Origin of the sequence: Rhizobacter sp., assembly GCF_031412495.1 — a bacterium.
GTDB lineage: Bacteria > Pseudomonadota > Gammaproteobacteria > Burkholderiales > Burkholderiaceae_C > Schlegelella_A.
The window spans coordinates 1-11,288 of record NZ_JANODC010000204.1 but is presented as its reverse complement, the minus strand read 5'-3'; the positions used below and the strand labels follow the sequence as shown (position 1 = coordinate 11,288).

General features: G+C 70.0%; 13 protein-coding genes and 1 rRNA gene. 2 read left to right on the top strand and 12 right to left on the bottom strand.

The annotated features are described in order from the left end of the window. The 5 genes from AC30N0_RS07650 to AC30N0_RS07630 all read right to left on the bottom strand — a co-directional run. Positions 1-132: ribosomal RNA gene (locus AC30N0_RS07650) — 16S ribosomal RNA — on the bottom strand; the annotation flags it as partial. Positions 133-434: 302 nt separating this feature from the next. Continuing rightward, positions 435-2,240 carry a phosphoenolpyruvate--protein phosphotransferase gene (gene ptsP / locus AC30N0_RS07645; RefSeq protein WP_489517331.1) on the bottom strand — a complete coding sequence of 602 codons (1,806 nt, stop codon included), beginning with the start codon at positions 2,238-2,240 and terminating at the stop codon, positions 435-437. 64 nt (positions 2,241-2,304) lie between these two features. Further along, on the bottom strand, positions 2,305-2,574 hold the full coding sequence (locus AC30N0_RS07640; protein ID WP_489517330.1) for an HPr family phosphocarrier protein: 270 nt from the start codon (positions 2,572-2,574) through the stop codon (positions 2,305-2,307). Then, positions 2,546-2,992 carry a PTS sugar transporter subunit IIA gene (locus AC30N0_RS07635; protein WP_489517329.1) on the bottom strand — a complete coding sequence of 149 codons (447 nt, stop codon included), beginning with the start codon at positions 2,990-2,992 and terminating at the stop codon, positions 2,546-2,548. The genes AC30N0_RS07640 and AC30N0_RS07635 overlap by 29 nt, the downstream gene beginning before the upstream one ends. A 43-nt stretch (positions 2,993-3,035) precedes the next feature. Then, complete coding sequence (locus AC30N0_RS07630; protein WP_489517328.1) at positions 3,036-3,587, bottom strand: hypothetical protein; 552 nt, start codon at positions 3,585-3,587, stop codon at positions 3,036-3,038. Between the two features lie 165 nt (positions 3,588-3,752). On the opposite strand from AC30N0_RS07630, the gene AC30N0_RS07625 reads away from it, so the two are divergent. Both AC30N0_RS07625 and AC30N0_RS07620 read left to right on the top strand, forming a co-directional pair. Continuing rightward, on the top strand, positions 3,753-4,982 hold the full coding sequence (locus tag AC30N0_RS07625; RefSeq protein WP_489517332.1) for a CaiB/BaiF CoA transferase family protein: 1,230 nt from the start codon (positions 3,753-3,755) through the stop codon (positions 4,980-4,982). Between the two features lie 95 nt (positions 4,983-5,077). Beyond that, on the top strand, positions 5,078-6,283 hold the full coding sequence (locus AC30N0_RS07620; RefSeq protein ID WP_489517327.1) for a hypothetical protein: 1,206 nt from the start codon (positions 5,078-5,080) through the stop codon (positions 6,281-6,283). A gap of 11 nt (positions 6,284-6,294) precedes the next feature. Here the strand turns inward: AC30N0_RS07620 and AC30N0_RS07615 are convergent, their stop codons facing one another. The 7 genes from AC30N0_RS07615 to AC30N0_RS07585 all read right to left on the bottom strand — a co-directional run. Further along, complete coding sequence (locus tag AC30N0_RS07615; protein ID WP_489517326.1) at positions 6,295-6,972, bottom strand: DUF4197 domain-containing protein; 678 nt, start codon at positions 6,970-6,972, stop codon at positions 6,295-6,297. Between the two features lie 56 nt (positions 6,973-7,028). Then, the gene (locus AC30N0_RS07610) at positions 7,029-7,850 is read right to left on the bottom strand and encodes a DMT family transporter (protein WP_489517325.1); all 822 of its coding nucleotides are present in this window, start codon (positions 7,848-7,850) and stop codon (positions 7,029-7,031) included. 37 nt (positions 7,851-7,887) lie between these two features. Continuing rightward, positions 7,888-8,859 (bottom strand): TFIIB-type zinc ribbon-containing protein, encoded by a 972-nt coding sequence (locus AC30N0_RS07605; RefSeq protein ID WP_489517324.1) that lies wholly within the window; start codon positions 8,857-8,859, stop codon positions 7,888-7,890. After that, positions 8,860-9,873, bottom strand: coding sequence for a lipoyl synthase (lipA, locus tag AC30N0_RS07600; RefSeq protein ID WP_489517323.1), 1,014 nt, complete (start codon positions 9,871-9,873; stop codon positions 8,860-8,862). Beyond that, on the bottom strand, positions 9,870-10,538 hold the full coding sequence (gene lipB / locus AC30N0_RS07595; protein WP_489517322.1) for a lipoyl(octanoyl) transferase LipB: 669 nt from the start codon (positions 10,536-10,538) through the stop codon (positions 9,870-9,872). Before lipB ends, lipA begins: the two co-directional genes overlap by 4 nt. A gap of 22 nt (positions 10,539-10,560) precedes the next feature. Continuing rightward, the gene (locus AC30N0_RS07590; protein ID WP_489517321.1) at positions 10,561-10,854 is read right to left on the bottom strand and encodes a YbeD family protein; all 294 of its coding nucleotides are present in this window, start codon (positions 10,852-10,854) and stop codon (positions 10,561-10,563) included. Further along, on the bottom strand, positions 10,854-11,288 hold a 435-nt coding region (locus AC30N0_RS07585), incomplete at its 5' end, for a hypothetical protein (protein ID WP_489517320.1). The genes AC30N0_RS07590 and AC30N0_RS07585, both read right to left, overlap by 1 nt.

The window sequence follows — 11,288 nt, the reverse complement described above, 5'->3', positions numbered from 1 at the left end:
TGGGCACGTTCCGATGTATTACTCACCCGTTCGCCACTCGCCACCAGGATTGCTCCCGTGCTGCCGTTCGACTTGCATGTGTAAGGCATGCCGCCAGCGTTCAATCTGAGCCAGGATCAAACTCTTCAGTTCGATCTTGATTTATCTACTCAATGAATTGAAGTGAACTTCACTTCATGAGCGTTTAAGGTCCATCAGACCTTGGTCTTTCGACCAAGGCACTCGGCCTCGAACGCCCACACTTATCGGCTGTTAGTTTTTAAAGAGCAAGCACCCCGAAGAGCGCAGCTGAAGCAGACAAAGCAGCTATCAGCGAAGACCACGATTCTGGCACGTTCCGATGACCCCTGTCAAGCCTCTGGGTCGATCACGTCGGGATCGATGCGCCGGCGGAGCCGGTCGACAGCCCATCCGAAGATAGGAAACGGACAAAATTATAGCGCCGTGGCCGTGGCGTGCGAAGCGTTCGCCGCCGACGACGACAGAGCCGCGACCAAGGCCCCGCACTCCCGCTCCGGCTCGTCCGCTTCCAGCACCCGTTCCAGCCACCCTGACCACTGACGAGTGTCAGCGGCGAGCACTCGCTGCTTGACGGCGACGATCTGGGATGGGTGCATGGAAAAGCTTCGCAGGCCCATGCCAAGAAGAAGTTCGGCGAAGGCCGGATCGCCCGCCATTTCCCCGCAGACGCTCACGCTCTTGCCGGCATGCCGGGCCGTGGCGATGCTCTGCGCCACGAGTCGAAGCACCGCGGGGTGCCACGGGTTGTAGAGATGCGCCACGGATTCGTCGGCGCGATCGATCGCGAGCGTGTACTGGATCAGGTCGTTGGTGCCGACGGAGACGAAATCGAGGTGGCGCAGGAACGACGACAGCATCAGCATGGCCGCCGGGACCTCGACCATCGCCCCGACCTCGACGGGGCCGTAAGCGCGTCCGGCGTCGTCGAGCTGATGGCGGGCCCGGGCCAGCGCGTTCAGCGTATGCAGGATCTCGTTCAGGTGCGCCACCATGGGAATCAGGATGCGAACCGGACCAAATGCGCTGGCGCGAAGGATGGCGCGCAGCTGCTGCCTGAACATGGCCGGTTCCGACAGGCTCCAGCGGATGGCGCGCAGGCCGAGGGCCGGGTTGAGTGCGTGCTCGTGCCTGAGCTCGTGGGCCGACATGCGGTCGAGGGCCTTGTCGGCGCCGATGTCGACCGTTCGTATGGTCACGGGCATGCCGCGCATCGCAACGACGGCCATTCGATAGGCTTCGAACTGCTCGTCCTCGCCCGGCAGCTCGCCGTCGCGGTTCATGAACAGGAACTCGCTGCGGAACAGACCGATGCCGACGGCCCCTGCCTTCAGGGCCAGCGCCGCGTCTTCGGGACGCTCGATGTTCGCCAGCAGCTCGACGGGCTGGCCGTCGAGCGTCACCGCCGGGAGATGGCGCAGGCGCGCCAGCCGGGCCCGGCTGCGCTCGCGCTCGCGCTTGATCGTCCGGTACTCCTCGATCACCGAAGGCGGCGGGTCGACGAGCACGGTCCCGGTTTCGCCGTCGATGACGAGCCAATCGTCCTGACGGATCAGCCGGCTCGCCTCACGGGCCCCCACCACCGCCGGAATGTCCATGCTGCGGGCGACGATCGCCGTATGCGAGGTGCGGCCGCCGACGTCCGTCACGAAGCCCAGGAAGACGCCGCCCTTGAACTGCAGCATGTCGGCCGGCGAGATGTCGCTCGCCACCAGGACAAGCGGGTCGCCGCCGGCCACCGCCAGGGTGCGGTGCGCGGCCACGGGCGAGGCGCCATCCTCGCCGCGGGCCAGGACACCCAGCATCCGCTCGACGACCTGCTCGAGATCGGCCTTGCGCTCGCGCAGGTACTCGTCCTCCATCTCGTCGAACTGGCGCGCCAGGACCTCGAGCTGTGCCGACAAGGCCCATTCGGCGTTGTAGTGGCGCTCGTGGATCCACTGCTTGGTGGCTCCGGACAGGGTGTCGTCATGGAGCAGCATCAGGTGCACGTCGAGCAGCGCCGACAGCTCCGCGGGGGCATCAAGCGGCAGGTCGCGCTGCATCGCAGCGAGTTCGCCGGCGACCAGGTCGCGGGCGCTGCGCAGACGTTCGATCTCGGCCTCGACCTCGCCGGCGCGCACGTAGTAGTGGGCGACGTCGATCCGGCTCGAAGCGACCAGCACGGCCCGGCCGATCGCGATGCCCTTCGATACGGGCAAGCCGAAGAGCTGGAAACTCATGCGATCGATCCTAGCAGCGGCCATGGCCGTCCTGCATCGGGTCCGGCCCCCGCAAGGAGAGCGGCTACTGCCCCTCGCCGAACTTGTCCTCGAAAAGGGCAGTGATCGCGCGCATGGCGGTCTCCTCGTCCTCGCCCTCGCTCTCGACCTCGACTTCGGAGCCAACGCCGGCCGCCAGCATCATCACGCCCATGATGCTCTTGGCATTGACGCGGCGGCCGTTTCGGCTCATGAACACCTCGCTCTTGAAGCCGCCGGCGAGCTTCGTCAGCTGGGCCGATGCACGCGCGGGCAGGCCCAGCTTGTTACTGATCCTGATGGTCGATCTGATCACTGGTTCGCGCCTTCAGCGTCTGGTTCTGGGGCCGTGAGGTGGCCACCTGCATGACACCCTGGGTCGCACCCGCGACGGCGCGGGCCAGCACCGCATCGAGAGGCTCGTCGGCGTAGCAGAGGGTCCGCCACAGCATCGGCACGTTGACGCCGGCAACCACCTTGACCTGCACCCCGTCGGCGACGCGCTGGGCGATATTGCAGGGCGTCGCGCCGAAGACGTCGGTCAGGATCAGGGCCTCGGGACTGCGCACCGTCTGAAGCAGGCGCCTTGCCTCGGCCTCGACCTCCTCGATCGGGGTGTCGGGCTGCACATCGAGCACGGCCAGCTGCGCCGCGCAGTCGGGATAAGCGTGCTCGGCGACGGCCTTCAGCGACGTGGCGAGCGGTGCGTGGGCGATGATCAGCAGTCCCGGCATGGCGGCGGATTATTGGTGAGTTCCGGGCCGCATCGGCGGGAGGCTAGGCGAGGCGGATGGCATCGAAGAAGGTCTCGAGCGATTCGCCGCGGGGCCATTCGCCCGGGCCGACCACCGTCGCCTGGTAGATCCTGAGGCCCTTAACGAAGAAGGCGGCGTGGACGACGACACGGCGCCCTTCCGGGTAGCGGCCCTCGATGCGGAGGAACCGGCTCTCCGCGTTCGGCGTCGCGCCGGGAATGGCCGGCGGCTGCAGCACGGCGGCCCTGCCGTCGACGTTGCCGATGGCCTGCTGCCGCAAGGCCACCAGCAGCGGCGCGACCTCGAGCGGTCCGGCGGCGTCGAGCACCGACAGCGAAAAGGTGAAATCTGCCGCCTTGCACGAATGCAGCTGCATGCGCAATGCGGTCGCCGCGACCTGGACGCTGCGCTCGTGGCGGTCCGGACGGCAGGGAAACAGCAGGGCCGCGCCGCTGCCTTCGGGGCGCGACTCGCGCCAGTCGAAGGCCGGAAAGCAGCCGGCGAGCACGAGAGCGACGATCGACACCATCACCCTGGCCCGACGATCGCGGGGTCGGCGAGCGGGGGACGTCATCGGCCCATTATCGAGGCCGTGGCCGCCACTCGCCAACGATGTCGAGGCTGCGGCGGGGCGCTCGCCGACAATCCACGCGTGAAGGACAGCCGCCCGCCCCCTGCCGCCCCCGCTGCCGGCGACTCGACCGGCCGGACGCCGACGACGCCGCAGGCCCTCGCCGGCCTGAAAGTGCTCGACCTCACCCGGGTGCTCGCCGGTCCGTGGTGCACGCAGACGCTCGCGGACCTCGGCGCCGACGTCGTCAAGATCGAGCGGCCGCCCGGCGACGGACAGCCCGGGGGCGACGACACACGCGGCTGGGGGCCGCCGTTCCTGAAAGACAGCCAAGGCCGGGAAACGGCGGAAGCGGCCTACTACCTGGGCGCCAATCGCAACAAGCGTTCGGTCACCATCGACCTTGCGAATCCTCAGGGCGCCGACCTGGTGCGCACCATGGCCCGCCGCGCCGACGTCCTGATCGAGAACTTCAAGGTCGGCGACATGGCCCGGCATGGCCTCGACGCGGCCTCGCTGCTGGCGTTGAATCCGCGTCTCGTCTACTGCTCGATCACGGGCTACGGCCAGACCGGGCCGTATCGCGAGCAGGCAGGCTACGACTACGCCATCCAGGGCCGCGGCGGGCTGATGAGCGTGACCGGGCCGTCACGCGCCGAGATCGCCGACGAGGCGCCCGGCGGCGGGCCGCAGAAGGTCGGCGTGGCGGTGGCCGACCTCTTCACAGGCATGTACGCGGCGACGGCGATCCTGGCCGCGCTGCGCCACCGCGACCTGACCGGGCTGGGCCAGGCGATCGACATGGCCCTGCTCGACACCCAGGTGGCCATGCTGGCCAACCTGGGCGCCGGCTATCTCGCCACGGGCGTGGCGCCCGAGCGGGCCGGCAATGCGCACCAGAACATCGTTCCCTACCAGGTGTTCGCGGTTGCCGACGGACACCTGATCCTCGCCGTCGGCAACGACGCCCAGTTCGCTCGCTTCTGCCGGGTCGCCGGCTGCCCGAATCTGCCCGAGGACCCGCGCTTCGCGCGCAACGCCGGCCGGGTGCGCAACCGTGGGGTGCTCGTGCCCCTCCTCGCCGAGCACCTCAAGCGGAGGACACGTTCCGACTGGCTGGCCGCGCTCGACGCCGCCAAGGTGCCGTGCGGGCCGATCAACGACCTGGCCGATGTCTTCGCCGACCCGCAGGTACTGGCCCGGGGCATGGCGGTCGACGTGGCGCACCCGCTCGCCGGCAGCGTGCGCCTGGTCGCCAGCCCGATCAAGCTGTCGGCGACACCGGTGCAGTACCGCCGGTCGCCGCCGCTCCTGGGCGAGGACACCGAAGGAGTCCTTGCCGAGTACGGATTCGACACGGCGGCGATCCGGGCGCTGCGTGAGGTGGGCGCGATCTGAGGAACTGAAGGGCGCAAACAGTGAACAAGTTGTCACATTCCGCCCCTTTCTGATCGAAGGGTCCCTGGCGGCGGACCGGCCGACTGGCGCCCGCCATGGCCGCGCCGGACACTTCCCGACCGACCAAGCAGGGGTTCTTCCCCCGCGCCGAGAAGAACACCGTCATGCCGCCCAGCCCGCAAGCCGCCAGCGTCTCCGCTCCTCGCCGCCCCGCCACGCCCGACGGGGACCAGCGGTGGCACGAGCTGGTGTCGCAGGTCGGCGTTGAGATCGCGGAGCCGCTGACGGCGGCCCTCGAGCGCATCCACCTTCTCACGTCGACCGGACAGATCGACCGGGCCGGCCTGCGCGCGCTGCGCGACGAGGTCGAGCAGGCACGCCAGGCCGGCATGATCGGCCAGCAGCTGACGCGCTTCGCCACCGGACGCGTGCGCCAGTCGCACGAGGTGCTGCAACTCGAGGAGGTGCTGAAGAGCGTCCTCACCTTGCGCAGCCGCGAGACTCAGGCGCGCGGCATTGCGCTGAAGCCGCAACTCAGATCGGCACGCGTCATCGTCGACGGCTCGCTGCTCTTCAGCCTGCTCAATGCCATCCTCGACTGGGCCTTGGCCAACGCCCACGCGCACATCGCCTTCAACGTCGACTTCAAGACATGGCCCGTGCACGCGCGTCTGACCTGCCGCTTCGCGCACCGGCCGGCCGACCAGGTCGACGACAGCGTCACCACGGCGGTGCCGCCCCGCCTCGACTCGCTGACCTGGCGGCTGATCGAGCAGACCTCGTGGACCATGAACCTGGTCGTCGACCGCAAGGACGAGGACGGCGTGACGACCCTGGTCATCGAGTTCCCGCAGACCGCGGGCGAGGAGATGGAGGGACTGTCGGCAACCGAGATCGACGACAGCTCCAGCCAGTCGGGCAACTCGAAGGCCCTGGCCGGCAGCCACGTGCTCGTGGTCGCCTCCCGGCGCGAGATGCGGCTCCTCATCCGCGATGCGCTGCGCAACATGAGCATGCTGGTGGACTTCGTCAGCTCGATCGACGAAGCGGCGAGCTTCTGCCGCGAAGGCCTGCCGCACGCGATCGTCGTCGAGTCGATCCAGAAGGGCGGCCGCTTCACCCACTTCCGCGACGAGATCCTGGCCGAGGTGCCGGACTTCGTCTTCATCGAGATCCTCGAGCAGGGCTCGACCTTCGAGATGTCGGGAACCAACGGCGCCAAGATGGCCCGGATCGGGCGCGACGTGATCGCCAGCTCGCTGCCGGCGGCGCTGATGTTCGAGCTGTCGCGCAGCCTCTGACGCGCCGGGCCTCAGCGCCCGAACACCTTCGCGAGGATCGCGCTGCCGGTGCCGATCGGGTCCTGACGGATCTTGCGCTCTTCCTCGCCGATGATCAGATAGAGGCCGTCTAGCGCCTTGCGCGTCACGTAGCGCTCGATGTTGGCGTCGTCGCCCTTGACGAGCCCCATGTTGGCGGCCTTGCCGGCGACCGCGTTGAAGCGCGCCGCGAGATCCACGCGCTGCGTCTCGCGCGTGACGATGGGCAGGAAGCGCTCGCCCAGGGGCGCCCGTGTCTTGTCGGCAAAGAAGCGCGTCACGGAGTCGTCGCCGCCGCCGACGATGCGGCGCGCGTCGCCGACGCTCATCGACTTCACGGCCGCGAGGAGCAGGCCTTTCGCTTCCGGCACGGCCGCCTCGGCAGCGCGGTTCATGGCCGTGACGAGCTCGTCGACGCGCTTGTGCTGGCCGGTGAACTTGAGCAGCTTGGCCCCGTCCTCGAGGAACTTGGGAAGCGGGATGCGCACCTTCGGGTTGCCGAGAAAGCCGTCCTCTCGGCCCAGCAGCGAAACCGCGGCCGACGCGCCCCGCTCGAGCGCGGCGCGCAGGCCGGAGGCGGCGTCCGCCTCGCTCACTTCCGCCGCCGAGAGAAACGCGGGCGCGAGGCACGTCGTTGCGGCAAGAAGGGCGGTCACACGTCGTCGTTGCATCGAAGCTCCTGAATCGGCTGGTGCCGGAGCTGGATTGTCGCGATTTGCCGGAGCGATCAGCGCGCCCGCATCCCGACCACGGCAGAGCCGACGATCAGCACCGCCGCGACGCCGATCCACGCCGTCAGCGGACGATCGGTGCTGGCGGCCAGCAGGAGGGTCGACGCGAGCGGCGTCAGGTAGCTGAGGATGCCGATGCGCAGCGGGTCGCCGCGCTTGAGGGCCGCGTCCCAGAGGAAGAAGGCGGCGCCGAGCGGGCCCAGCCCGGTGATCGCCAGCAGCACCCAGTCGCGTGCCGACAGGCTCGCCGCCGGCTCCAGCCACGCGTGGCAGGCGAGCGCCAGCACGCCGGACACCAGACCGAACAGGCCGATCGCAGCGGTCGAGAAGTGCGGCACGCGCCTCGTGAGCAGCGAGTAGCTGGCCCAGATGAAGGCCGAGCCCAGGGCCGGCAGGTAGCCCCAGGCCAGCGTGCCGGAGACATCGCGGCCGCCGAGGATCGCGAGCGCGGCGCCGGCTAAGCCGGCCAGCGCCGCCAGCACATGGACGGCGCGCAGCCGCACGGCCGGCAGGAGGGCCGGGGCCAGCACCACGATCAGCAGCGGCCAGAGATAGTTGACCAGGTTGGCTTCGATCGGCGGCGCGTGGCGCAGGGCGAGGAAGAGCAGGAAGTGGAAGCCGAACAGGCCGTACACGCCGAGCAACAGGGTCGACGCGGGGACGCGCCATTGGCGCGCCAGCGGCCACGCCGGCACGCTGCCGATGACCAGGGCCAGGCCGGTGAGCAGGAACGGCGGCACATGGGCGAGCGCCACGCCGAGCGCGGCCAGGGTGGCCCAGAGGGCGATCGCGCCGAGCGCGAACAGGGTTGCCGTCACGGGCGCCGCTGCGTCGAGCTGGCCGAGGCCGACGCCATCAGCCCCAGCGCGACCAGACGAACCAAACGACCAGGGCCAGCAGGACCGCCCGAACCGGGTTCGTGCGCCGTTTCCACAGCGACGACCATTCGAAGGGCTCTTCGCCATGACCGCGACGCTCGCGCGCCCCGGCCTCCATGCCCGCGACCCACTCGCGCCGGCGCGGCAGATCGCCGGCGAGCGCCTCCAGGCGGCGTTGCACGACCTTGGCCGGCGGTCGCTCGGCCGCCGCCCGCAACGCCGGGGCGAGCGCCTCGACGCTGGCGTGCGCCTCGGCGAGGCGGGTGATCGCCAGCGTCGCGCCGCATTGCGAACAGCTCACCGTTTCGCCCTGCGGCAGGGCGACGCCGCAGGCCGCGCATTGCATCGCCTGCTGCCGGGTCGGCGTCGCGTGCGCGGCGTGCGGCTCGAGCATCTCGTGCGGGTCGAGCGCGCGGGCCAGCCGGGCGACGTCGAGCAGGCTGGGCACCGAGCGGCAGAAGTGGCAGGTCTCGTCGGCGGCGTCGATGCGCGCGCCGCAGTTGACGCAGTCGATGTGGCCGCGGTCGCGGACCAGGCGGGCCCGGTCGATGCGCGACATCGGGCGGAGCAGCCCCTTCTCGCCGAGGAACTGCGCGAACGTCTGGTAGGCGCCGTGCCGCTTCTCGCACTGCAGCTGCGTGGAGCGGCCCCAGCGCGACTGGTTGTGGACGATCTTCACCGGCCCGTCGCAGCGCGGGCAGGCCGCCTTCGCGTGCAGCATCTCGTGCGGCAGCGTCTGCGACTTCGCCATCGTTCCGATGAGGTCGAGCAAAGCCGGGCCGGTGACCTGCGCGGTCTCGGTGAAGTCGAACCAGACCAGGTCGCAGTGCGGGCACAGGTCGATCTCGACACGGCTTGCATAGTGGCCTGGCAGTACCAGGCGCTGCATGGGCTGGTGGCAGTTGCCGCAGGCGAAATCCGGCTCGGCGGTGACCGTGCCGAGGGCCACTCAGGCGGCGCCGGTGGCGAGCGCCCCGTCGACGCCGGCGGCGTGCGCCTGCTCGTCGGCGTGGTAGCTCGAGCGCACGAGCGCGCCGACGGCGGCGTGCGTGAAGCCCATCGCCTTCGCCTCGGCCTCGAACATGCGGAAGGTGTCCGGGTGCACGTAGCGGCGCACCGGCAGGTGGTGGCTGCTCGGCGCCAGGTACTGGCCGATCGTCAGCATGTCGATGCCGTGCGCGCGCATGTCGCGCATGACCTGCAGGATCTCGTCGTCGGTCTCGCCGAGGCCGACCATCACGCCGCTCTTCGTGGGCACGTCGGGCGCGAACTCCTTGAAGCGCCTGAGCAGGTCGAGCGACCAGGCGTAGTCGGAGCCGGGCCGGGCTTGCTTGTAGAGGCGGGGCGCGGTCTCCAGGTTGTGGTTCATCACATCCGGGGGCGCCGCCTTGAGGATCTCGAGGGCGCGGTCCATGCGGCCGCGGAAGTCGGGCGTCAGGATCTCGATTCGGGTCCGGGGCGAGAGCTCGCGCGTCTTCTCGATGCAGGCGACGAAGTGCGCCGCGCCGCCGTCGCGCAGGTCGTCGCGGTCGACGCTGGTGATGACGACGTACTTCAGCTTCAGCGCCGCGATGGTCCGGGCCAGGTTCAGGGGCTCGTCGGCGTCGAGCGGGTCGGGCCGGCCGTGCCCGACGTCGCAGAACGGGCAGCGCCGCGTGCACTTGTCGCCCATGATCATGAAGGTCGCCGTGCCCTTGCCGAAGCACTCGCCGATGTTCGGGCACGACGCTTCCTCGCACACCGTGTGCAGGCGGTGCTCGCGCAGGATCTGCTTGATCTCGTAGAAGCGCGAGCTCGCCGAGCCGGCCTTGACGCGGATCCAGTCGGGCTTCTTCAGAACCTCGCCGGCCGGCACGATGCGGATGGGGATCCGCGAGGTCTTCGCTTCGGCCTTCTGCTTGACGCCGGCGTCGTAAGGCTTCGGCTCGGCGGTCGCGGCGTCGTTCGTCGGCGAAGGGATCATCGGGGGCTCAGGTAGGCGGCGAGCTTGTCGCCGAGCGTGGCCGCGACGTCGTCCGGCGTGGCCTGGACCCCGATTGTAGAAAGGTCGACCGTGCGCAGCCCGGCGTGCCCGCACGGGTCGATGCGCTCGAAGGGGCGAAGGTCCATGGCCACGTTCAGCGCGAGGCCGTGGTAGGCGCAGTGGCGGCTGACCTTGACGCCGACGGCGGCGATCTTGCCCAGCCCGGCGAACGGATCGGCCACGTCGACCGGGGGCAGGCCGGCGTGGCTGAACGGGTCGGCGAGGCGGACGTAGATGCCGGGCTCGCCGCGCACCCGGTGCCCCGTCACCCCGACGGCCTCGAGCGTCTTCAGGATCGACTGCTCGAGCCGGAAGACGTACTCCTTGACGTAGATGCCGAGCCGGCGAAGGTCGACCAGCGGGTAGGCGACGACCTGGCCGGGCCCGTGGTACGTCACCTGGCCGCCGCGGTCGGTGGCGACGATCGGGATCGGGCCGGCGTCGCGGACGTGCTCGGCGCGGCCGGCGATGCCCTGGGTGAACACCGGCGGGTGCTCGCACAGCCAGAGCTCGTCTTCGGTGCCGGCGCCGCGCGCGCCAGTGAAGGCGCGCATGGCCTCGAAGGCGAGGTCGTGCGCGACGGTGCCCAGGCGCCTGACGATCATCGCGCCCGGCCGCCGCCGCGGCTCAGAGGACCACCCGCACCATCGGATGCGTCGACAGCGTCCGGTACAGCTCGTCGAGTTGCTCGCGGCTGGTCGCGGTCACGGTCACGGTCACCCCGAGGTACTTCGAACCGCTGCTCGGGCGCAGCTCGACCGTTGAGGCATCGAAGGCGGGGTCGAAGCGGCGGGCGATCTCGGTCACGGCGTGCACGAAGCCGTCGACGTTCATGCCCATCACCTTGATCGGAAAGGCCGACGGATAGTCGATCAGCGACGGCCGCTCGGGCGCGCCGGCGTCGGCGGGTTCGTCGTCCATCAGCTCAGGCAGTCCTGGCGCTGCGTCGCGGTGATGCGGACCAGCTCGTTGCCGCCGCCGCCGAAGACGTTGCCGCCGGTGAAGGTCAGGCAGCCCTCGCGCCGGTAGAGCACCTGCAGCCGCTGCGAGTCGTTGCCGTAGTAGAACGGGATCCAGCGCTTGCCGGTCTCGTGCCGGACCATGTTGTCGGGCGCGCCGATGAGGGCCGTGACCTCTTCTAAGGTCATGCCGATCTGCAGCTTCGCGAAGCGGCTCCCGGGCGCGAAGCTGCCGACGATCTCGCCGTCGAAGCGGCCGTCCCTCGACTTGACGGTGCGCGTCGGGCCGAAGGGACTGGGCGCGTTCGCGCCGGCCGGCGATGCCGTGGCCGCGCCCGGCGAGGTTGCCGGCGCGGCAGCCCCGGCGGGTGCCTGCGCCGCGCTGGAGGTGGTGGT